20 protein-coding genes are annotated in these 20,934 nt (G+C 73.8%); 12 read left to right on the top strand and 8 right to left on the bottom strand.

Features of this window, described 5'->3' with window-relative positions:
- Positions 1-86 precede the first annotated feature (86 nt).
- The 5 genes from OG559_RS07480 to OG559_RS07460 all read left to right on the top strand — a co-directional run bounded on the left by OG559_RS07480 (position 87) and on the right by OG559_RS07460 (position 5,192).
- Complete coding sequence (locus OG559_RS07480; RefSeq protein ID WP_396669361.1) at positions 87-449, top strand: hypothetical protein; 363 nt, start codon at positions 87-89, stop codon at positions 447-449.
- Between the two features lie 470 nt (positions 450-919).
- Positions 920-2,329 carry a PhoH family protein gene (locus OG559_RS07475; protein WP_405113734.1) on the top strand — a complete coding sequence of 470 codons (1,410 nt, stop codon included), beginning with the start codon at positions 920-922 and terminating at the stop codon, positions 2,327-2,329.
- A gap of 278 nt (positions 2,330-2,607) precedes the next feature.
- Positions 2,608-3,327, top strand: coding sequence for a lytic transglycosylase domain-containing protein (locus OG559_RS07470; protein WP_405113732.1), 720 nt, complete (start codon positions 2,608-2,610; stop codon positions 3,325-3,327).
- A 117-nt stretch (positions 3,328-3,444) separates the two neighbouring features.
- Complete coding sequence (locus OG559_RS07465) at positions 3,445-4,101, top strand: rhomboid family intramembrane serine protease (protein ID WP_350880785.1); 657 nt, start codon at positions 3,445-3,447, stop codon at positions 4,099-4,101.
- 125 nt (positions 4,102-4,226) lie between these two features.
- Positions 4,227-5,192: an NAD(P)/FAD-dependent oxidoreductase gene (locus OG559_RS07460; RefSeq protein ID WP_405113729.1), complete on the top strand. Its 966-nt coding sequence runs from the start codon at positions 4,227-4,229 to the stop codon at positions 5,190-5,192.
- Positions 5,193-5,364: 172 nt separating this feature from the next.
- Here the strand turns inward: OG559_RS07460 and OG559_RS07455 are convergent, their stop codons facing one another.
- Entirely contained in the window at positions 5,365-6,057 is a 693-nt protein-coding gene (locus OG559_RS07455; RefSeq protein WP_405113727.1) for a TetR/AcrR family transcriptional regulator, read from the bottom strand.
- A gap of 145 nt (positions 6,058-6,202) precedes the next feature.
- Here OG559_RS07455 and OG559_RS07450 point away from each other — a divergent pair, with 145 nt between their 5' ends.
- Complete coding sequence (locus tag OG559_RS07450; RefSeq protein WP_405113725.1) at positions 6,203-7,165, top strand: NAD-dependent epimerase/dehydratase family protein; 963 nt, start codon at positions 6,203-6,205, stop codon at positions 7,163-7,165.
- 13 nt (positions 7,166-7,178) lie between these two features.
- On the opposite strand, the gene OG559_RS07445 is transcribed toward OG559_RS07450, so the two are convergent.
- Positions 7,179-8,117: a DMT family transporter gene (locus OG559_RS07445; protein WP_405116458.1), complete on the bottom strand. Its 939-nt coding sequence runs from the start codon at positions 8,115-8,117 to the stop codon at positions 7,179-7,181.
- A gap of 29 nt (positions 8,118-8,146) precedes the next feature.
- Positions 8,147-9,178, bottom strand: coding sequence for a class II fructose-bisphosphatase (glpX, locus tag OG559_RS07440; RefSeq protein ID WP_161687061.1), 1,032 nt, complete (start codon positions 9,176-9,178; stop codon positions 8,147-8,149).
- Between the two features lie 253 nt (positions 9,179-9,431).
- Between glpX and OG559_RS07435 the strand changes: the two genes are divergently transcribed.
- Both OG559_RS07435 and OG559_RS07430 read left to right on the top strand, forming a co-directional pair.
- The gene (locus tag OG559_RS07435; protein WP_405113723.1) at positions 9,432-10,196 is read left to right on the top strand and encodes a DUF4245 domain-containing protein; all 765 of its coding nucleotides are present in this window, start codon (positions 9,432-9,434) and stop codon (positions 10,194-10,196) included.
- Positions 10,197-10,394: 198 nt separating this feature from the next.
- Positions 10,395-11,252, top strand: coding sequence for a hypothetical protein (locus OG559_RS07430; RefSeq protein WP_405113721.1), 858 nt, complete (start codon positions 10,395-10,397; stop codon positions 11,250-11,252).
- A gap of 46 nt (positions 11,253-11,298) precedes the next feature.
- Here OG559_RS07430 and OG559_RS07425 read toward each other — a convergent pair whose 3' ends face one another.
- Positions 11,299-11,523 (bottom strand): exodeoxyribonuclease VII small subunit, encoded by a 225-nt coding sequence (locus OG559_RS07425; protein WP_405113719.1) that lies wholly within the window; start codon positions 11,521-11,523, stop codon positions 11,299-11,301.
- Positions 11,524-11,700: 177 nt separating this feature from the next.
- Positions 11,701-12,921: an exodeoxyribonuclease VII large subunit gene (xseA, locus tag OG559_RS07420; protein WP_405113717.1), complete on the bottom strand. Its 1,221-nt coding sequence runs from the start codon at positions 12,919-12,921 to the stop codon at positions 11,701-11,703.
- Between the two features lie 179 nt (positions 12,922-13,100).
- Between xseA and OG559_RS07415 the strand changes: the two genes are divergently transcribed.
- Both OG559_RS07415 and OG559_RS07410 read left to right on the top strand, forming a co-directional pair.
- Entirely contained in the window at positions 13,101-14,096 is a 996-nt protein-coding gene (locus tag OG559_RS07415; RefSeq protein WP_405113715.1) for a 4-hydroxy-3-methylbut-2-enyl diphosphate reductase, read from the top strand.
- A 176-nt stretch (positions 14,097-14,272) separates the two neighbouring features.
- Positions 14,273-14,698 carry a hypothetical protein gene (locus tag OG559_RS07410; protein ID WP_405113713.1) on the top strand — a complete coding sequence of 142 codons (426 nt, stop codon included), beginning with the start codon at positions 14,273-14,275 and terminating at the stop codon, positions 14,696-14,698.
- A 110-nt stretch (positions 14,699-14,808) separates the two neighbouring features.
- Here OG559_RS07410 and OG559_RS07405 read toward each other — a convergent pair whose 3' ends face one another.
- Positions 14,809-15,474 (bottom strand): NADPH-dependent F420 reductase, encoded by a 666-nt coding sequence (locus OG559_RS07405; RefSeq protein WP_405116456.1) that lies wholly within the window; start codon positions 15,472-15,474, stop codon positions 14,809-14,811.
- Between the two features lie 82 nt (positions 15,475-15,556).
- Here OG559_RS07405 and OG559_RS07400 point away from each other — a divergent pair, with 82 nt between their 5' ends.
- Complete coding sequence (locus OG559_RS07400; protein WP_405113711.1) at positions 15,557-15,919, top strand: winged helix-turn-helix transcriptional regulator; 363 nt, start codon at positions 15,557-15,559, stop codon at positions 15,917-15,919.
- A gap of 13 nt (positions 15,920-15,932) precedes the next feature.
- On the opposite strand, the gene OG559_RS07395 is transcribed toward OG559_RS07400, so the two are convergent.
- Positions 15,933-17,114: a DNA recombination protein RmuC gene (locus OG559_RS07395; RefSeq protein WP_405113709.1), complete on the bottom strand. Its 1,182-nt coding sequence runs from the start codon at positions 17,112-17,114 to the stop codon at positions 15,933-15,935.
- 54 nt (positions 17,115-17,168) lie between these two features.
- Between OG559_RS07395 and OG559_RS07390 the strand changes: the two genes are divergently transcribed.
- Positions 17,169-17,927, top strand: coding sequence for a hypothetical protein (locus OG559_RS07390; protein ID WP_405113707.1), 759 nt, complete (start codon positions 17,169-17,171; stop codon positions 17,925-17,927).
- A 110-nt stretch (positions 17,928-18,037) separates the two neighbouring features.
- Here OG559_RS07390 and ppc read toward each other — a convergent pair whose 3' ends face one another.
- Positions 18,038-20,824 (bottom strand): phosphoenolpyruvate carboxylase, encoded by a 2,787-nt coding sequence (gene ppc / locus OG559_RS07385; RefSeq protein ID WP_405113705.1) that lies wholly within the window; start codon positions 20,822-20,824, stop codon positions 18,038-18,040.
- Between the last annotated feature and the right edge of the window lie 110 nt (positions 20,825-20,934).

The raw sequence follows: 20,934 nt of genomic DNA, 5'->3' as shown, positions 1-20,934 counted from the left end.
AGTCCCCCCGCGCCGCCGCGCCGCGCCGCCGCCGCGCCGTCCGGCCGCCCAGTCGCCGCCCCGCTGTCCCGCCGGGGAGCCGCCGGATGAGTCCCTTCCTCGCGGTCTTCCTCGTCCTCGTCCTCGGCTCGACCAGTTACGCTGCCGGCCGGCTGCACGGTCAGCTCAGCTACCGGATCGGCTACCGCTTCGGGTACCGGCAGGGGTACTTCGACGGCGACCGGGGCGCCTGGAACCGGCGCCGCCGGGAGGCGCAGGCCGCCATCGCCTCCGCCCTGGCCGGCCCGCCCCCGACCCGCGACCGGAGTGGCCAGGCCGCCCGGCAGGGCACCACCTACACCGGCTCATCCTTCGCCGCGCCGTCCCGTGGGGGCGCCGTGGCGGTCGCCGCGCCGGCCAACGCGAGCGGGCGGCACCCCACCGGCGCCCTGGTCCGGTGGCGGGGCTGATCAGGCTCCGCCGGCCGCCGGCTCGCGGCGGCAGATCCGGCCCGCCACCGGCTTCCGGCGGTGGCTACGCCTCCCGCCCGCCGGCTTCCGCCGGCCGGGGGGCGGGGCGGACCGCCGGCTCCCGCCGGAGCGGCACGAGCACGGTGCGTCGTCCGCGGCGGACACGCACCGTCGGGGCCACGTCAGACCGGTGACCGTGGTCCCACCGGCCGGGATGCGCGCAGGGGGCATGCATCCCGGCCGGTCCGCCGTGCCTGCCCGCCGGCCCGTCGCCGGAGATCCAGTCGACAACCTCTAGCCGGGACGTCCCGGCGGGGCTAGCGTCTAGTCATGGCACGGGGTTCCCCCGAGCCAGCCGGTCAGCCCGGATCTGCGACCTCGCACACGGGGCCCGCATCCGACCCCGTGTCCCCGGGCACCGGACGAGGCGGAACGCGGATGGCCGGGTGCCCATCCGTCGGAGCAGGCCTGTGACGACTCACCGTACCCCCGCCGGTGCCGACCAGACCCCGGCCGCGACTGCCACGACCCGCCGCGCCACCCGGAGCCGCCGCGCGGCTGCCCCGGTCGAGCCCGAGGAGCCCCGACCAGCCGGCCAGGCGTTCGTCCTGGACACCTCGGTCCTGCTCTCGGATCCGGCGGCGTTCCACCGGTTCGCCGAGCATGAGGTGGTGCTGCCCCTCGTGGTCATCTCCGAATTGGAGGGCAAGCGGCACCATCCGGAGCTGGGCTGGTTCGCCCGGCAGTCGCTGCGCATGCTGGACGAGCTGCGCGTACGCCATGGCCGGCTGGACCGGCCGGTGCCCGCCAACGACGACGGCGGCACCCTGCGGGTGGAGCTGAACCACACCGACGACGGCGTGCTGCCGCCCGGCTTCCGCAACGAGTCCAACGACGCCCGGATCCTCTCGGTCGCGCTCAACCTCGCAGCCGAGGGGCGGGAGGTGACCCTGGTCAGCAAGGACATGCCGCTGCGGGTGAAGGCGGCCTCGGTCGGGCTGCACGCCGACGAGTACCGACACGGCCAGGCCAGTGACCCGACCTGGACGGGGATGGCCGATCTGGAGTTGGGTGAGGACGAGATCGGTCGGCTCTACGCGGGCGAGACCCTGGACGTGGACGCCGCGGCCGGGCTGTCCTGCCACACCGGGCTGGTGCTGCAATCCACGCGCGGCTCCGCGCTGGGCCGGGTGCTGCCCGACAAGACGGTCCGGCTGGTCCGGGGTGACCGGGAGGCGTTCGGCGTGCACGGCCGCTCGGCCGAGCAGCGGATCGCCCTCGAACTGCTGCTGGACGAGTCGATCGGGATCGTCTCGCTGGGCGGCCGGGCCGGCACCGGCAAGTCGGCGCTGGCGCTGTGCGCCGGCCTGGAGGCGGTGATGGAGCGGCGCCGGCACAAGAAGGTGGTCGTCTTCCGCCCGCTCTACGCCGTCGGTGGCCAGGAGTTGGGCTACCTGCCCGGCTCCGAGACCGAGAAGATGTCGCCCTGGGCGCAGGCGGTCTTCGACACTCTCGGCGCGGTGGTGCACGAGAACGTGCTGGAGGAGGTCATGGCCCGGGGGATCCTGGAGGTCCTGCCGCTCACCCACATCCGGGGCCGCAGCCTGCACGACGCCTTCGTCATCGTGGACGAGGCCCAGTCGCTGGAGCGGGGCGTGCTGCTCACCGTGCTGTCCCGGATCGGCCAGGGCTCGCGGGTGGTCCTCACCCACGACGTCGCCCAGCGGGACAACCTGCGGGTGGGGCGGCACGACGGGGTGACCGCCGTGATCGAGGCGCTCAGGGGCCACCCCCTGTTCGCGCACGTCACGCTGACCCGGTCCGAGCGGTCGCCCATCGCCGCGATGGTGACCGACCTGTTGGAGGGCATTCCACTCTGAGCATGATTCTCGACCGTTAAATGGTGTTTCGTCCCGATTCTGCCTGTGGCCCAGGTCACAATTGTGCCTGATGGTTTCCCATCGGTCCCACTGTGCGCAATGGTGTCCAACGAGCGCCCGCGTCCCGGAAAGATCGTCCGCCGTCGTCCGACGGTGGGGCGGAAGGAACCCGGGTCCGCCGGCTGCGACCGGCAGGGTCGGGGCGCTCACGACGCGGGTCGACCCCTCCGCGGGTCGGGGCCGCGTCGTGTCCATGCCCCCGACGAAGGGACCACTTCGTGAGTCGGCTGTGGAGCCGGTTCGGTGCCCGTACCGCCGCCGTCGCACTGCTCTCCGTGGGCGTTGCCGGCGGCTTCTATCTGGGCGAAGACCGGGAAACTCAGCAACAGGGCCTGACCGCGCAGGTCGGCCTCCAGGTCGACCAGGCCGAGTACGACTACCAGCGCGACCGGCAGGCCGAGCACCGGGTCAGCTCCGCCAAGCAGCGGGCCGCCGAGTACCAGGCCAAGCTGCGCGCCGCCGCGGCGGCGAAGGAGGCCGCCGAGCGGGCCCGCGAGGCCGAGGCCGCCGCGGCGTCCCGCAAGAAGGAGCGCGAGGCGGCGGCGAAGAAGGCCGCCGAGAAGGCGGCGGCGGCGGCAACGGCAACCAAGACGAGCAAGCCGTACGACGGCCCGATCCCGGCCTCGTGCAGCGAGTACGGCGGCAACCGGAAGATCGGCTGCGCGCTGATGCTCGACGCCGGCTTCGGCATCGACCAGTTCCCGTGCCTGGACAAGCTCTGGACCAAGGAGAGCGGCTGGAACCACAAGGCCCGCAACCCCTCCTCCGGCGCGTACGGCATCCCCCAGTCGCTGCCGGGCAGCAAGATGGGCTCGGTGGCCGGTGACTGGGAGAGCAACCCGGCCACCCAGATCAAGTGGGGCCTCGGCTACATCAAGGGCCGGTACAGCAGCCCCTGTGGCGCGTGGAGCCACTCGCAGAACAACGGCTGGTACTGACCGGCGAAGCATCGGGGCGGCGGGGGGCGCGGAATTCGCACCCCCCGCCGCTGTCATGTCGGGACCGGTTTCACCCACGGGTGGCGGTCGGCGGGGTTTGCTGATAGCTCTTGGGGGGTGACCCTGCACGGCGAACCCCCGGGTGGCGACCCGCGACGCTTCGGCACCGAGGCCTTCTACGCCTCGATCGGCCGCGCCTTCGTCGCCATGTGCGCCGTCGTGCCGGTCCTCTTCCTGGTCGAGGGCCTCGACGCCGGCCTCGGCATCGACCTCGACCTGGCCGGCGGCATCATCCCGCGCCGCATCGACGGGCTGGACGGGGTGCTCTTCTCGCCGTTCCTGCACGCCGACTTCAACCACCTCTACAGCAACAGCGTGCCGCTGATCCTGCTCGGCACGTTCGTGCTCGCCGCCGGCTTCCGGCGCTTCCTCTGGTCCACCCTGGTCGTCGTGCTGGTCAGCGGGCTGGGCGTGTGGTTCACCGGCTCGCCGAACTCGGTCGTGGTCGGGGCCAGCGGGGTCATCTTCGGCTACCTGGGCATCCTGCTCACCCGAGGCGTGGTCGAGCGGAGCTGGTGGAACTTCGGCGTGGTGCTGCTGGTCGGTCTGCTCTACGGCTGGCAGCTGCTGGGCATCCTCCCCACCGACGGACGGATCTCCTGGCAGGGCCACCTCTTCGGGCTGGTCGGTGGCGTGGTCGCCGCGATCCTGTTCCGGCGCCGCCGGGCCGAGTCCGATCCGTACGACCTGGACTCCCCGCTCACCCTGCCCTGACGCGGCCCCTTCCCCTGCCGCCCGGCGCGGCACGCGGGTGTGGGACGTGCTTGCCCCGGTCCCGCGCCGGGCCTACGGTCGGCACCAGCACGCGTTTATCCATGAGCGGAAAGTGACGGTACGTCATGCCCGAGGTGGACGTCGCAGTGATCGGTGCCGGTCCGACGGGGCTCTTCGCCGCGTACTACGCCGGGTTCCGCGGGCTCTCCGTGGCGGTGGTCGACGCGCTGCCCGAGGCAGGTGGCCAGATCACCGCGATGTACCCGGAGAAGTTGATCCTCGATGTGGCCGGCTTCCCGGCGGTCAAGGGCCGGGACCTGGTGGCCAACCTGGTCGCCCAGGCCGCCCCGTTCCACCCGCGGTACCTGCTCGGCACCCGGGCCGAGAAGCTGTCCCTTGTCGAGGGGCGGCCGGTGCTCGGCCTCGCCGGCGGCCAGCAGCTCTCCTGCGGCGCGGTGGTCGTCACCGGCGGTCTGGGCAGCTTCAGCCCGCGCCCGCTGCCGGTGGCCGACAGCTTCACCGGCGCGGGGATCGTCTACTTCGTGCCGGAGCCCGCCGCGCTGGCCGGCCGGGACGTGCTGATCGTCGGCGGTGGCGACTCGGCGTTCGACTGGGCGCTGGCGTTGCAGCCGCTGGCCCGCTCGGTGACGCTGGTGCACCGGCGGGAGAGGTTCCGGGCCCACGCCGGCACCGTCGCCCGGGTGCAGGAGTTGCCCGTCCGGGTCATCGTCAACGCCGAGGTCACCCGGCTGCACGGGGATAGCGCGGTGACCGGTGCCGAGATCACCGTGCGGGGCGGTGAACCCGAGACGCTGCCGGTCGACACGGTGGTGGCCGCGCTCGGCTTCACGGCCGACCTGGGCCCGATCGCCGAGTGGGGGCTGCGACTGGACCGCCGGCACATCGTGGTGGACAGCGCGATGGCGACCAACCTGCCCCGGGTGTTCGCGGCCGGAGACATCACCGAGTACCCGGGCAAGGTCCGGCTGATCGCCACGGGCTTCGGCGAGGCGGCCACCGCCGTCAACAACGCCGCCGTGGCGATCGACCCGTCGGCCCACCTCTTCCCCGGCCACTCCTCCGACGCCTGACCCCACCCCACCCCGCCCCACCCACCCCGCCCCGCCCCCACACCCACGCGCCGATCTTGCAGTGGCGGCCCGGGCGAAGGGTGCAGAAGGGGCGAAACGGGGGCCCGAAGTGCAAGATCGCGGGGCGGACGGGTGGGGTGGGTGGGGTGGGGTGGGGTGCGGGTAGTGGGGGTCAGCGGGGGAGGCCGATGAGGTCGGCCATCAGGGCGGTCTGGTGGTCGAAGTACGCGTCGCGGTGCGGTAGTGCGCGGTTGATCCGGCCGAACAGCTCGAAGCTGATCAGCCCGAAGAGCTGGGTCCAGCCGGCCATCCCCCGGGCGAGCAACGCCGCAGGCAGCCCGGGGGCGAGGCTGTCGGCGACCTCCGCGAGGTCCGTCCGGAGCGGTTCGGGCAGCTCTCCCGGGTCGGGGGCGGCGAGCCGCCCGGCGGCCATGCCGTCGTGCAGGATGCCGATCAGGGTGGCCGGTGGGCGCTGGGCCGGTCCCACCGTGTCGTCCGGGGCGGCGTACCCGGGGACCGGGCTGCCGTAGAGCAGCGCGTACTCGGCGGGGTGGGCCAGGGCCCAGTCACGGGCCGCCCGGCACGCCGCGTGCCAGCGCCCCCGCAGGTCGAGCCGGTCCGCGCCCGCGTCGGCCGCCTCCACCACTGCGCCCAGCGCGTCGTACGCATCGATGATCAGTGCGGTGAGCAGGTCGTCCCGGCTCGGGAAGTAGCGGTAGATCGCCGAGGACACCATCCCCATGTCCCGGGCCACCGCCCGCAGGCTGAGGTTCGCCCCGTCGCTGGCGAGGTGCCGGCGGGCGACGACCTTGATCTCGTCGAGCATCTCGGCGCGGACCCGGGCGCGGATCGAGGAGGCGGCCATGGTCCCCACTCTGCCACAGCCGAGAGCGGCCATCAAAATAGAGAGCACTGCTCTTGACTGGTGGTTGGGCGGGGCTGCATGCTGGGTGGGCCACATCGAGAGCAGTGCTCTCTAGTCGTACTCATGCTTCGAAAGGTGATCTGTGATGTCGCTGCACGTGATCGTCGGCGCCGGGCCCGTCGGCACCGCCACCGCCCGCCTCCTCACGGCCGCCGGCGAGCGGGTCCGGGTGGTCACCCGGCGCGGGACCGGCCCGGGCCACCCGACCGTCGAGCGGGTCGCCGCCGACGCCGCCGACCCGGACCGGCTCGCCGCCCTTGCCGAGGGCGCGGTCGCCCTCTACAACTGCGCCAACCCGGCGTACCACCGCTGGCCGATCGACTGGCCGCCGCTGGCCGCCGCGCTGCTCACGGCCGCCGAGCGCGCCGGCGCGGTGCTCGTCACGGTCGGCAACCTCTACGGGTACGGGCCGGTCGACGGCCCGATGACCGAGGCGACCCCGCCGGCGGCCCCCGGCACGAAGGGGCGGGTCCGCAACAGGATGTGGGCCGAGGCGCTGGCCGCCCACCGCGCGGGCCGGGTCCGGGTGACCGAGGTGCGCGGCTCCGACTACCTGGGCGCCGGAGCCACCTCGCTGCCGATGATGTTGCTGCCCGGGGTGCTCGCCGGCCGCCGGGTGGTGCTGCCCGTCGACTTCGACGCCCCGCACACCTGGACGTACGTCGACGACGTCGCCCGTACCCTGGTGGCGGTCGCCGCCGACGAGCGCGCCTGGGGCCGGGCCTGGCACGTGCCCAGCCCGCCCGCGGTCTCCGCCCGCGAGTTGGCCACCCGGGCCGCAGTCCTGGCCGGCGCCCCCGCCCCGAGACTCACCCGGCTGCCGTACCCGGCGCTCTGGCTGGGCGGACTGGTCAACCCGTTCGCCCGGGAGCTGCGGGAGACCGCCTACCAGTTCGACCGGCCGTACCTGCTCGACTCGACCGCGGCCACCGCCACGCTCGGCCTCACGCCGACCCCGCTGGACCGGGCGCTCGCCGAGACCGTCGCGGCCCTGCGCGGCGTCACCCCGCCCGTCGACCGGACGCCGGCCGGTGACCGTCGGCGCTGAGCCGGAGCCCTCCCTACCGGTGGCGGGCCGGGGTGCGGGCGGCGATCATCACCGCGACCAGGGCGAGCGCCGCACCCAGCAGCGTGGCCACGCCGGGGTGTGAGGCCGCGGTCGGCAGCACCAGGTCGAGCAGGACGGCACCGATGACCTGGCCGGCGATGGTGGCCAGGCCGAGCAGCAACACCCCGGTGAAGCGCACGATGGCCGCCGCGATCGCGATGAAGACGATGCCGATCGGCCCGCCGAGATAGAGCCACGGCTCGGTCGGCAGGCTTCCGGCGGGGCCGCCCCGGACGGCCACCCCGACCGCGAACGTGACGAGCAGCGCGACGGTGCCGACGGTGAAGTTGACCAGCGTGGCGGCCAGCGCGCTGCCGGAGGCCGCCCTGACCCGCCCGTTCACCGCCTGCTGCCAGGCGAGGCCGATCCCGGCCAGCAGCGGCAGCACGGCCAGGCTCAGCGTGCCCGGGTCGCCCAGCCGGTCGCCGACCGCCAGCAGCACAGCCAGCACGGTCAGCGCCGCGCCGACCAGGCGGTTCGGGGTGACCGCCTGGCGGCCGGTCGGCCCGATCCCGGCCCGGTCTACCAGCAGGCTGCTTCCGGACTGTCCCGCGACCACCGCCACGGTGAACACGGCCACGCCGAGCGTGCCGATGGTCAGCCCCTGGCTGGCCACCAGGAACGCGCCGCAGACGCCGCCGAGGCACTGCCACGGCCGCAGCGTCCCGTCCGCCAGCGCCGCCCGCAGCGCGGACAGGCCCCGCCGCCCCGCCGGGGTGGCGGGCACCAGCACCAGCAGCACCAGCAGGCCGAGGCCGAACGACACCACCGCGGCGGCGATCCCGTCGGCCAGTCGTACGCCCAGCTCGCCGTTGATCCGGGACTGCACGGCGACGGCGGACCCGGAGGCGACGGCCAGCCCGACGCCGGTGATCCGGCGGCCGGCCGTCAAAGTCGGCGGCGCGGTCGTGGTGGTGACCGTCACTCCTGCTCGGCCAACGGGCGACCGTCGAAGTCGATCGCCGAGTACAACGCCAGCTTCTCCAGCCGGTGGTAGGAGTCGATCACCCGGATCGTGCCGCTCTTGGAGCGCATGACGATCGACTGCGTGAACACCCCGCCGGCCTGGTAGCGCACGCCGCGCAGCAGGTCGCCGGAGGTGACCCCGGTCGCCACGAAGAAGCAGTTGTCGCCGGTGACCAGCTCGTCGGTGGTGAGCACCCGGTCCAGGTCGTGCCCGGCGGCGAGCGCCTTCTCCCGCTCCGCGGCGTCGGTCGGCCAGAGCTTGGCCTGCATCATCCCGCCCATGCACTTGAGGGCGCAGGCGGCGATGATCCCCTCGGGGGTACCGCCGATCCCCATCAGCACGTCGACGCCCGACTCGCCGCGGGCGGCGGCGATGGCGCCGGCGATGTCACCGTCGGAGATGAACCGGATGCCGGCCCCGGCGCGGCGGATCTGGGTGACCAGGTCGTCGTGGCGTGGGCGGTCCAGCACGCAGACGGTGACCTCGGAGATGTCGGTGCCCTTGACCTTGGCGATCCGGCGCAGGTTGTCGGCCACCCCGGCGTTGATGTCGACCACGTCGGCGTAGGCCGGGCCGACGGCCAGCTTCTCCATGTAGAAGACGGCGCTCGGGTCGAACATCGCCCCGCGCTCGGCCACGGCGAGCACGGCGAGCGCGTTCGGCATGCCCTTGCTCATCAGCGTGGTCCCGTCGACCGGGTCCACCGCGACGTCCACCTCGGGGCCGGTGCCGTCGCCGACCTCCTCGCCGTTGAAGAGCATCGGGGCGTTGTCCTTCTCGCCCTCGCCGATCACCACGACGCCCCGCATCGGGATCGAGTTGATCAGCTTGCGCATGGCGTCGACGGCCGCCCCGTCGCCGCCCTCCTTGTCGCCCCGGCCGACCCACCGGCCGGCGGCCATCGCCGCCGCCTCGGTGACCCGGACCAGGTCGAGGGCGAGATTGCGGTCCAGATCCTGGGGGGTCCGCGTCCTGGTGCTCGTCATGACGGCTTCCTCCTCGCGACGTTGCGGGGTGGACCGGCGGCACGCGGTCGTCGCCACCGCCAGTTTTGTCGCTGATCCTCACACGATCGTCAACTTATCGCCGGGTCGGGGCGCTGGTGGCCACCTTCCCGCCAACCGGTCGGTGGAACGGGTCACCCCGTTGCTCCCGCTCACCCCGGCCGGCTGGGAAACGCGCCGGCTGCCGGTGGTGGTGGGCCGCTTCTCGTTCGTCGGGGCCTGGAAGGATGGGGAGGTGGATCCCGCACAGCCCGCCGAGCGCACCCCCACCGAGCCGACCCCTGCGACGCCCGCTCCGTCGGAGCCGACCCCGCCGGCCACGGCCGGGGAGCCGGCCCTCGTCGAGCCGGCGTCCACCCGCCCGACCGGGCCGGACGAGCGTTCCGCGCCGTCCCCGACCGGGCCGGGCGAGCGCCCAGCGCCGTCCCCGGCCGGGCCGGCGGCGTCGCCGGGTCGGCCCGGGGGCCGACCGGCAGCCGGCAAAGAGAAGAGCAGGTCCGAGCGGTCGCCGAAGGACATGGCGATCTCGCTGTTGGTGCTGCTGGTCCCCATCGTCCTGCTGCTGGCCTTCTACCGGGGCTTCCTCGGGGGCGACCAGCCGAGCACCGTCGACCCGGCCCCGGCGCTGGAGCAGGCCCACGCGGCCAACGCGTTCCCGGTGAGCCAGCCCACCGGGCTCGGCGACGACTGGAAGACGGTCAGCGCCAGCTACCGCAGCGTGGAGGGCGGCTCCAGCCTGCGGATCGGCTACCTGACCCCGGAGGGGCGGGGCGCCCAGCTCGTGCAGAGCAGCGTGCCACCCGAGCAGCTGCTGCCCGCCGAGCTGACCGCCGAGGGGCAGCCCCAGGGCCCCACCGAGCTGGGTGGGCGCAGCTGGCAGCGGTACACCGCCCGGGGCAACGAGCAGGCCCTCGTGCTGCTCGAACCGGACCGCACGGTGATCGTGGTCGGCGACGCCCGGGAGAACGAGCTGCGCCGGCTCGCCGACGCCGTCCGTTAGGGCGGGCCGCCCGCGTGGGGCGGCGGGACGGATGGACCGGACAGGGATTGCCGAAGGCGGCGACAGGGAACAGAAGGTGTGCGACCTCGTCGGCGCAGCCAGCCGGACGGGACTCGTGCGTCGGAGCCAGCGCTCGGGCTACGGCGCGACGCCTCCGGTGCCCTGCGCGGGCCGGACGACCCACTTGGAGAGGTTCACGTGACCATTCGTCGCTTCAGCGCAGCGGTCTTCGCCGCGACGCTGCTCACCCCTGGTCTGGCAGCCTGCAACAGCACCGGAACCGGAGAGGCGGGGTCCTCCGCGTCCCCGACGGCTTCCGGCATCGCGGCTTCCGGCAGCGCCACCCCGGGGAGCGCCTCGCCCGGTACGGGCGACGCCAAGCAGGCCCTGTTGAACTCGACCAACGAGATCCGCAACGGAAACTTCCGGTTCACCATGGCCGGCGTCGGCACCACCGCCGAGGGGCGGGTGCACGAGCCGAGCCAGAGCGCCGAGATGAAGCTGACCATCGGCGACGCCTCCTCGGACGTGTCGATGAAGCTGGACCTGGTGCACCTCAAGCCGGACAGCTGGGTCAAGCTCGACCTCGGTGGCCAGGCGGCCAAGCTGCCCGGCGTGCAGAACCTCAACCTCGGCAAGTACCAGCACCTCGACCAGACCCGGATCAAGGGCAACCGCAACCTGGCCTTCGACTTCGACAAGGTCGACCCGGCTGGCAGCGAGGTGCTCACCCAGGGCGTCACCGAGGTCCGGCAGACCGGCGAGGGCGCGTACGCGGGCACGATCGACGTGACGAAGGCCGCCGAGGCCGGCTCGCTGAACGCCGAGCTGATCAAGACGCTCGGCCAGCAGGCCCGTTCGCTGCCGTTCACGGCGAAGCTGGACCCGCAGGGCCGGCTCAGCGAGCTGGTCATCCAGATCCCGGCGTCCGGCCAGAACAAGGCGCAGGACATCAAGATCACGTACGCCGACTACGGTGCGGCGAGCGCCGCCCAGCGCCCGCCGGCGGCCCAGGTCGTCGAGGCTCCCAACGAGCTGTACAACCTGTTCAGCTGAGGCTCGGGCGGGTGTGGGGCCGGCCGTTGCCGCCCCGCACCCGCCGTCAGGCGTCCGGCCCTTGCTGACGGGCCGCGTCGATCCGGGCCCGCGCGCCGTCGAGCCAGCGCTGGCAGATCGCGGCCAGCTTCTCGCCGCGTTCCCAGAGCGCCAGCGACTCCTCCAGCGAGGTGCCGCCCGTCTCCAGCCGTTCCACCACCGAGGCCAACTCGGCGCGGGCCTGCTCGTAGCTGAGCCGCGCGTCCGCCCCGGCGTTCTTCTCGTCAGTCATCGGTCCCATCCCAGCACATCCCCGTCCGTCCGCCACGCCGGGCGCTCCGCCGTTCCGTACCGAGCCGCCCGGTCGGCTCGCCGCGTCACGCCAGCCCGGTCGGCTCGCCGCGTCACGCCGCTCGCTCCGCCGGCTCGCCCTGCGCGCTCAACCGTCGCGGCCGGCTCGCCCCCGCGCTCAACCGTCGACCGTCGCGGCCAGCTCGCCTTCGGCGAGGCGTACCCGCAGTGGGTCGCCCCCGCCCACCTCGCCGGCCGATCGGACCACGTGGCCGTCGGCCCGCTGGACGATCGCGTAGCCCCGGTCGAGGGTGGCGGCGGGGGAGAGGGCGCGCAGCCGGGCCAGGGTGTGCCGCAGCTCCTCCCCGGCCGCGCCGAGGCGGTGGTCCAGGCAACGCCCGGCCCGCTGGCGCAGCGCGGCGACCTCGGTGGCCCGCTGCTCCACCATCACCTGTGGCCGGGCCAGCACCGGCCGGGACCGCAGCCCGTCCAGGCGGTGCGACTCCCGGTCGACCAGGTTGCGCACGGCCCGTTCCAGCCGGTGCCGGGCCTGTCCGATCAGGCGCAGCTCCTCGCCCAGGTCGGGCACCACCCGCTTGGCCGCGTCCGTCGGCGTGGAGGCCCGCACGTCGGCGACGTAGTCGACCAGCGGTGCGTCCGCCTCGTGGCCGATCGCGCTGACCACCGGCGTACGGCAGGCGAACACCGCCCGGCACAGCGCCTCGTCGGAGAAGGGGAGCAGGTCCTCGATGCCGCCGCCACCCCGGGCGATGACGATCACGTCGACGGTCGGGTCGGCGTCGAGCACCCGCAGCGCGTCGACGATCTGGGTGACGGCGCCCGCGCCCTGCACGGCCACGTTGACCGTGCGGAACTCCACGGCCGGCCAGCGCCGACGGGCGTTGGTCAGCACGTCCCGCTCGGCGGCGGAGGCGCGGCCGGTGATCAACCCGACCCGCCCGGGCAGGAACGGCAGCCGCCGCTTGCGGGCCCGGTCGAACAGCCCCTCGGCGGCCAGCAGCTTCTTCAGCTTCTCCAGCCGGGCCAGCAGCTCGCCGAGCCCCACCTGACGGATCTCGTCGGCGCGCAGGCTCAGCGTGCCCCGGGCCGCGTAGAACTCGGGCTTGGCGTGCAGCACCACCCGGGCGCCCTCGCGCAGCTCGGGGGCGCCCGCGTCGAGCACGTCCCGGTTGGTGGTCACGGTCAGGCTCAGGTCGGCCGCCGGGTCCCGCAGGGTGAGGAAGACGGTGCTGGCCCCGGGCCGCCGGCTGATCTGCGCCACCTGCCCGTCGACCCACACCCAGCCGAGCCGGGCGATCCACGCCCCCACCTTCTGGCTGACCACCCGTACCGGCCACGGCTCCTCGGAGCTGCTCCGCCCGCTCTCACCCGCGCTCACCCCCTCACCCTACGGACGCCCCTGACGATCACGGGTCCCGCGTCGCCGGCGGGGCGTCTCGCGGGGCCGAATCCCGCGGCCTCCGGTCGACGGCTGGGGGACCAGCCCGGCGGTCGGCGGGGGCTGTGGCGGGGATCGCAGCGGCCGCCCGGCTCGGGGCCGGCACGTAGGATGGGCGGGTGACCGAGGCTCAGGCGACCCCCCAGACCGGCAAGCGCGTGCTCCTGGCCAAACCCCGCGGCTACTGCGCGGGCGTCGACCGGGCGGTGCAGACCGTCGAGGAGGCGTTGAAGCTCTACGGCGCCCCGATCTACGTGCGCAAGCAGATCGTGCACAACAAGCACGTGGTGCGAACGCTGGAGGACCAGGGCGCGATCTTCGTGGAGGAGAACGAGGAGGTGCCGGAGGGCGCCACCGTGATCTTTTCCGCGCACGGCGTCGCCCCCGAGGTCTACGAGCAGGCGAAGGTCCGCTCACTCAAGGCGATCGACGCGACCTGCCCGCTGGTGACCAAGGTCCACCAGGAGGCGAAGCGGTTCGCGGCCGAGGACTACGACATCCTGCTGATCGGCCACGAGGGGCACGAGGAGGTCGTCGGCACCGCCGGCGAGGCCCCCGCGCACATCCAGCTCGTCGACGGCCCGGGCGACGCCGACAAGGTCACCGTCCGCGACCCGAGCAAGGTGGTCTGGCTCTCCCAGACCACGCTGTCGGTCGACGAGACCCTGGAGACCGTGGCCCGGCTCAAGTCCCGGCTGCCGCTGCTCCAGTCGCCGCCCAGCGACGACATCTGCTATGCCACCTCCAACCGGCAGCACGTGGTCAAGGAGATCGCCCCCGAGTGCGACGTGGTGCTGGTCGTCGGTTCGCGCAACTCGTCGAACTCGGTCCGGCTGGTCGAGGTCGCCCTGGACGCCGGCGCCCGCGCCGGCCACCTGGTCGACTTCGCGCACGAGATCGACGACGCCTGGCTGACCGAGGCTCGCACCGTGGGGCTGACCTCGGGCGCGAGCGTCCCCGACGAGTTGGTCCAGGAGGTGCTGGCGCACCTCGCCGAGCGGGGCTTCACCGACGTGGACGAGGTGGTGACCGCCAACGAGCGGCTGATCTTCTCCCTGCCCCAGGAGCTCAAGCGGGACATGAAGGCCGCCGCCGCGGCGGTCACCCGGGCCTGACGGCCGTCCGGCGCCCGACGGCCGTCCGGCGCCCGACGGCCAACCGGCGGCCGTCGCGCCTGCCGGTCGGGCTGCCCGGCGGTTCACCCGTCCGGTCCGGTGCTGGTTCGCCGCCGAAGGCGACGAACCAGCACCGGCGTCGGAACGGATCGTCGTCCGGGTGCGTCCGAACAAGTATGAAGACTCCTCGGATGGCCCTCGCTGCCCTGGTCGTCTGCGCCGCGCTGAGCGCCTGCGGCGGCCAGGGGGCCGGTGACGGCACGCCCGCCTCCAGCCCCTCGGGAGGATCGCCGATGACCGACGCGACCAGCACCGGACCGACGGACCCGACCGCCGCCGTGCCGCCCCCGTCGACGCCCACCAAGACCCCGCAGGGGCCGAGCCGCCCGCCGGGCCCCGGCGCGGCCACGCTGACGGGCACCGTCGAGGCCGGGGTGGAGCCCGGCTGCCGGCTGCTGGACGGCCACCAGCTCATCGGAGGCCCCGCCGACGTGCTCGCACCCGGCACGAAGGTCACGGTCACCGGCCAGGCCAAGCCCGACATGATGACCACCTGCCAGCAGGGCATCCCGTTCGTCGTCGAGTCCGCCCGCCGCGGCTGACCCCTACCCCCGACTGAACGAGACGACCCGGCAGCCCGTCCCCGCCCGACGCGGGCGGGCTGCCGGTGCCGCTGGATGTCAACGCGGACCAGGACGATTCGCCCCGATGGTCAGTTGGCCGATGCCGTGTTGAACGACGCCGGATCCACATCGGGGACGGCGAACCTGGGGTTCGACCCCGCTGCCACGACCCGCATGACGAACCCCGCGGCCTCCTCCAGCTGGCGCGCACTGGTCAGCCCACCGAGCACCGCAGTCCGTCCGCCGAGGTCCGCGATCAGCGCTCCGGCGCGTTCCAGCGCCTCGGGCTGGTCGCCGCAGATCGCCACGACCGGTGCCGAGTCCTGCGGCCCCGCGTAGGGCCAGGACACTCCGGCGAACAGGTGCAGTGCCTTCACCACGTGCGCGCCCCGCGCGAGGCGGGCCACGAGCTCCGCGGCCGAACCCGACGTCGGCTTCAGCTGCCCGGTGGCGAAGTCGACGGCGTTGGTGCAGTCGATCACCGTCATGCCGCTCAGGGAGCCGTCGGCCGCGCCGACGAGGGCGAGCGACTCCTCCAGGCCCTCCCAGGCGACCGCGACAACGACCGCGTCGACCCGTGCCGCGAAGTCGGCGGGCTCGACAGCCTCAGCCGCGCCGCCGATCTGGCCGGCGACCCGGCTGGCGTTTCCCGAACTGCGCCCCGTCACCACGACCGGGTGGCCTGCCGCCGCCCATGCTCGGCCAAGCGCGGTGGCGAGGTTGCCGGTTCCCAGGATTCCTACGTTCACGGTGATCTCCTCGATCTGTGGATGACCTGGGAAACGCTAGGACGGCGGTTCCTACCACCTGGTAGGAGATCGCTGCGACACTGGGAGGATGATCGACGGGACCTGCCAGACATTCGTGTCGGACTGTCATGTCCGCACGGCAGTCGAACTGATCAACCACGCGTGGGATCCCGTCGTCCTGTCGGCACTGCGCGCCGGCCCCACGAGGCGCAACGACCTGTTGGAACGCATCGCGGGCATCAGCGACAAGGTCCTGACGCAGGCGCTGCAACGGCTGCTGGCGCGAGGGCTGATCACCCGACGGGGCAACGACGAACGGGCGCCGGGGCGTCGCGGCGTCGTCTATCAGCTGTCGCCGCTGGGCGAGTCGTTCGCCAACGGCCCACTCGCGCAACTGGCCCAGTGGGCTGCGGCGCACCAGGCGGAGCTCCTCGAGCCGTCAACAACGTGACGATCCGCGACAGCTAGCGCTCCGTCGCCGCCCGGGGCCGGTCGGCCACAGCCGAGGTCGGCTCCGCCAGCTCCGGCGCCTGCGGCTGGCGGGGGGCCACCTCGACCTGCGCGGGGACGGCCAGCTCCTGGTCGGACACGCCCAGCTCGGCGAGCTTGCGGGCGCTGACCAGGACCCGCGCCTCCAGCGAGCCGACCGCCCGGTTGTACGCCGTCACCGCCCCGCCGAGCGACGCGCCGAGCTTGCCGACGTGGTCACCCAGGGTGGACAGCCGGCCGTACAGCTCGCGGGCCAGCGAGTGCACCGCGACCGCGTTGCGGGCCAGCGACTCCTGCCGCCACGAGTACGCCACCGTACGCAGCAGCGCCACCAGGGTGGCCGGCGTCGCCAGCACCACGTCGCGGGCGAACGCGTGCTCCAGCAGCGTCGGGTCGCGCTGCAACGCCACGTCGAGGAACGGGTCGGCGGGCACGAACAGCACCACGAACTCGGGGGTCGAGTCGAACGCCGCCCAGTAGGACTTCGCGGCCAGCGCGTCGACGTGTGCCCGCAGGTGTTTCGCGTGCGCGTCGAGCTGGGTGTTCCGGCCCCGTTCGTCGCGCGCCTCCATCGCGGTCAGGTACGCGTCGAAGGGCGCCTTCGCGTCCACCACCACGGTGCGCCCGCCGTGTAGCCGGACCACCAGGTCGGGGCGTACCCCCTGGTGGTCGGTGGCGGCGGTGACCTGCTCGTTGAAGTCGCAGTGCTCCAACATCCCGGCGGCTTCGACGATCCGGCGGAGCTGGTGCTCGCCCCAGCGGCCCCGTACCTGGGGCGCGCGCAACGCCGCCACGAGCTGCTTGGTCTCGGTACGCAGCTCGCCGGAGACGGTGTTCATCGCGCGGACCTGCTCGCGCAGTTCGGCGTACGCGTCGACCCGGACGTGCTCCAGGTCGGCGACCCGGGACTCGTAGCGCCGGAGGGTGTCGTGCAGCGGCGCGACCGCCCGGGCCACCGCCTCCTGGGACTGGGCGGTCGCCTCGTAGCTGAGCGCCCGCATCGACTGCTCCAGCCGCCCCTCGCCCTCCCGGGTCGCGGCGAGGGTGGCCTCCAGCCGGGCGATGTCGGCCGCCGCCCGGGAGCGGGCGGCGAACCAGCCCAGCGCGCAGCCGGCGGTGAGACAGAACACCACCACGGCCAGCGTCGAGAAGCTCATCACCAGAGCTTGCCAAACGGGTACGAGGTGACGACGCCGGGTACGTTCGAGAGCATGGAATTTCTGCTCGTGGTCATCCTGGTGGCGCTGCTCGTCGGCGGTCTCGTCTGGTGGCGCCGGGAGAGCGCGGCCCGGGCGGCCCGCAGCCTGGCCGACGCGCGCGCCGACGCCCAGCGCTGGTACGAACGCCTCGGCGGCCAGGTGATGAACCTGCACGGCGACGACCCGGCGGTGCGGCAGGCCCTGGTCGACGCCGGCGAGCGGTACAACGCGGCTGGCGGCCAGCTGGAGCAGGCCCGCACGGTCCACCAGTTCCGGCTGGCCCGGGAGACCGCCCTGGAGGGGCTGGCGTACGCCCGCGCGGCCCGGATCGCACTGGGCATCGACCCCGGCCCCGAGCTGCCGCCGCTGGCCTCCGCGCAGGGTGCCGGCCAGCTCACCCGGGAGCGCGAGGTCAACGTGCAGGGGCAGACCTTCCGGGCCGGCCCGCAGCCCGGCCGGGCCACGCCCTACTACTACCCGGGCGGCCGGATGCAGGGGCGGCCGGTGCCGGCCGGCTGGTACTCGACGCCGTGGTGGAAGACCGCGCTCGGCGCGGGCGCCGGGGTGCTCGGCGGGATGCTGATCGCGGACGCGCTCTTCTCGCCGGCGTTCGCCGACCCGGGGTACGGCGCCGAGGCCGGCGGCCAGGAGGGCTTCGACGGCGGCGGTGACCAGGGCGGCGACTTCGGTGGGGGCGACCAGGGCGGTGACTTCGGCGGAGGCGATTTCGGGGGCTTCGGCGGGGGCGATTTCGGGGGCGGCGACTTCTGACGCCGGGCACGCCTGCCCGACGCGCCCGCGCCCGTGCCACTGACACCGACCGCGCGTGAGGAAGGTCCCCTGCCGGGCGAGATGCGCCGGCGGGGGACCTTCCTGGCGTCTCAGCCGGTGTTGCGCATGCCGGCGGCGATGCCGTTGACCGTGGTCAGCAGGGCCCGCTCCAGCGCCGTCCCGTCGTTGGGGGCGCGCCGGCCGCCCGGGGCGGTGGCCACGGCCCGGCCGGCCGCGCCCGAGTCCCGGTACTGCCGCAGCAGCGCCACCTGGAGGTGGTGCAGCGGCTCCAGGTAGGTGTCCCGCACCGCGAGGGTGCGCTGGAGCACCGGCGAGTTCTCCAGCAGGGCCGGCGAGGAGGTGATCGCCAGCACCTCCTGCTTGGTCAGCTCGTACTCCTGCTCGATCTTGTTGAAGATCGGGTGCAGCTTCTTGGGCACCAGGGTCTCGACGTACCGGCGGGCGATGCTCAGGTCGGTCTTGGTCAGCATCATCTCGACGTTCGACAGGAACGTGCGGAAGAAGTGCCAGTTGCGGTGCATCTCGGCGAGCACGTCCTCCAGGCCGGCCTCGCGCGCCGCCGCCAGCCCGGAACCCACCCCGAACCAGCCGGGCACGATCTGCCGGGTCTGGGTCCAGCCGAACACCCACGGGATGGCCCGTAGCCCGGCCAGGCCGGCCCCGGTGTTGGGCCGCTTCGCCGGGCGGGAGCCGATGTTCAACGCGCCCAGCAGCTCGGTCGGGGTGGACGCCCAGAAGTACTCCGGCAGGTCCGGGTCCTCCACCAGCGACCGGTACGACCGGAACGCCGCGTGGGAGACCACGTCCATCGACGCGTCCCAGCGTTCCAGCATCTCGGCGGGCTGCCGGGGCGCGGTGTGCAGCAGGGTCGCCTGGAGCACCGCGGCTACGGTCAGCTCCAGGTTCTCCCGGGCCAGCGCCGGCAGGGTGTACTTGTCGGAGATGACCTCGCCCTGCTCGGTCACCTTGATCGCGCCGTCCAGGGTGCCGTACGGCTGGGCCAGGATCGCGTCGTGGGTGGGGCCGCCGCCGCGCCCGACGGTGCCGCCCCGGCCGTGGAACAGCCGCAGGTGCACCCCGTGCCGGGCGGCCACGTCGCGCAGCGCCCGCTGGGCCCGGTGGATCGACCACTGGCTGGTGGTGATGCCGGCCTCCTTGTTCGAGTCGGAGTAGCCCAGCATCACCTCCTGCACGTCGCCGCGGGCCGTCACCAGGGCCCGGTACGCGGGCAGCGACAGCAGCTCGTCCAGCAGTTCGCCGCCGGAGTCCAGCTCCGCCGGGGTCTCCAGCAGCGGCACGATGCCGATCCGGGCCCGGCCGCTGTGCACGTCGACCAGCCCGGCCTCGCGGGCCAGCACCACCGCCGCGAGGACGTCGTCCACGCCGAGGGTCATCGAGATGATGTACGACTCGATGACCTCGGAGCCGAACCGGTCCTGCGCCTCGCGGATCGTGCCGAACACGTCGAACGTCTTGCGGGCGCTCTCGGTCAGCGGGGTGTCGAGCGTCGACAGCGGCCGGCGGCCGGTCAGCTCGTCGGCGAGGAGCTTGGTCCGCTCCAGGCGGCTCAGCGACGGGTAGTCGGACACCTCACCGACGGCCGCGTAGAGCTGGGTGAGCACCTCGTGGTGCTTCTCGGCGTGCTCCCGCACGTCCATGGTCGCCAGGTGCATCCCGAACGCGGACACCGTGCGGATGGTGGAGGCGAGGTGGCCGACGGCGGTGAGCTTGCCGGAGTTGCGGGCCAGCGAGGCGCGCAGCAGCTCCAGGTCGGCGACCAGCCCGGCCGAGCCCCGGTAGTCCCGGCCCGGCACGTGCGGGGTGCCCCGGCGCAGCCGCTCCCGGGTGTTGGCCAGCTTCGCCTTCACGCACCGGGCCTTCAGCCGGTACGGCTCCTCGGCGTTGACCCGGCGGAACCGGGCCGCCACCTCGGGCAGCGCGTCGAGGTCGGCGGCGAGGCTGGCGGAGAGGTCCAGCGACACCCCGCGTAGCCGGCGGGAGACGGACACCTCCTTGATCAGGTGCTCCATCGCCGCCTCGGTGGCCGCGATGCCGTGCTCGTGCTGGATCTGCAGGACCTCCCGGGTGACCGCCGGGGTGACGAACGGGTTGCCGTCCCGGTCGCCGCCGATCCAGGTGCCGAAGGTCAGCGGCCGGGACGTCGGCGCGGTCTCCACCCCGAGGGTGCGCAGCGTGTCGGCGAGGTCGTCGAGCACCTGCGGGGCGGCCTCGGCGTACAGGTCGCGCAGGTAGTAGATGGCGTTGCGGGCCTCGTCGGTCGGGTCCGGCCGGTCCAGCCGCAGCTCGTCGGTCTGCCACATCAGGTCCAGCAGCTCGGCGAGGCGCCGGTTCGCCGGCCCCTCGTCGCTGGCCCCGTAGAGGATCGCGTTGGCCGTCTCGGCGTCCAGTTCGTCGGCGATCGCCCGAAGCTTCGACAGGATCGACCGGCGGGCGGCCTCGGTCGGGTGGGCGGTGAACACCGGCCGGACCGCGAGCCGGCGGGCCGCCGCCGCGATCTCCTCGGCCGGCACCCCGCGCTCGGCGATCATCTTGGCCGCCTGGTCGAGCCAGCCGCCCTGCACCGCCCGGCGGCGGCGCAGGTCCCGGGCCCGGTGCACCTGCTCGGTGATGTTGGCCAGGTGGAAGTAGGTGGAGAAGGCTCGAGCCAGCTTGGTCCCGGTGGTCACGTCCAGGCCGCCGAGGCGCTGCGCGGCGGTGGGGACGTCGGAGCGGACCAGGGCGCGGATCTCCTCGACCAGGTCGAGCAGCGGGCGGCCCTCCTGCCGGGCGAGGGTCTGCCCGAGCAGCGTGCCGAGGCGGCGGATGTCGGCCCGCAGTGCGGCGTCGGGGCCGTCGTGGTCGTACTGGTCGGTCACGATGCGCTCCTTACGTGAGAACGAAGGACAGCGCTGTCCGACTTCCTGGATCGTATCCGCGCCGACCCTTCGGGAAGGAAGGGGTCCTGCTCGTCCCTTCCCTGCGACGC

The sequence above is a fragment of the Micromonospora sp. NBC_01405 genome (assembly GCF_045040155.1).
Taxonomy (GTDB): Bacteria; Actinomycetota; Actinomycetes; order Mycobacteriales; family Micromonosporaceae; genus Micromonospora.
Note: the sequence above shows the minus strand (reverse complement) of the source record. Positions and strands in the feature narration are given on the sequence as shown.

Bases quoted from the DNA above. Each gene is read 5' to 3' on its own strand.
- OG559_RS07410 (WP_405113713.1), top strand. From the start codon at position 14,273: ATGAAGACTCCTCGGATGGCCCTCGCTGCCCTGGTCGTCTGCGCCGCG.
- OG559_RS07390 (WP_405113707.1), top strand. From the start codon at position 17,169: ATGGAATTTCTGCTCGTGGTCATCCTGGTGGCGCTGCTCGTCGGCGGT.
- OG559_RS07395 (WP_405113709.1), bottom strand. From the start codon at position 17,114: ATGAGCTTCTCGACGCTGGCCGTGGTGGTGTTCTGTCTCACCGCCGGC.
- glpX (WP_161687061.1), bottom strand. From the start codon at position 9,178: ATGACGAGCACCAGGACGCGGACCCCCCAGGATCTGGACCGCAATCTC.
- OG559_RS07400 (WP_405113711.1), top strand. From the start codon at position 15,557: ATGATCGACGGGACCTGCCAGACATTCGTGTCGGACTGTCATGTCCGC.
- OG559_RS07425 (WP_405113719.1), bottom strand. From the start codon at position 11,523: ATGACTGACGAGAAGAACGCCGGGGCGGACGCGCGGCTCAGCTACGAG.
- OG559_RS07460 (WP_405113729.1), top strand. From the start codon at position 4,227: ATGCCCGAGGTGGACGTCGCAGTGATCGGTGCCGGTCCGACGGGGCTC.
- OG559_RS07455 (WP_405113727.1), bottom strand. From the start codon at position 6,057: ATGGCCGCCTCCTCGATCCGCGCCCGGGTCCGCGCCGAGATGCTCGAC.
- OG559_RS07480 (WP_396669361.1), top strand. From the start codon at position 87: ATGAGTCCCTTCCTCGCGGTCTTCCTCGTCCTCGTCCTCGGCTCGACC.
- OG559_RS07450 (WP_405113725.1), top strand. From the start codon at position 6,203: ATGTCGCTGCACGTGATCGTCGGCGCCGGGCCCGTCGGCACCGCCACC.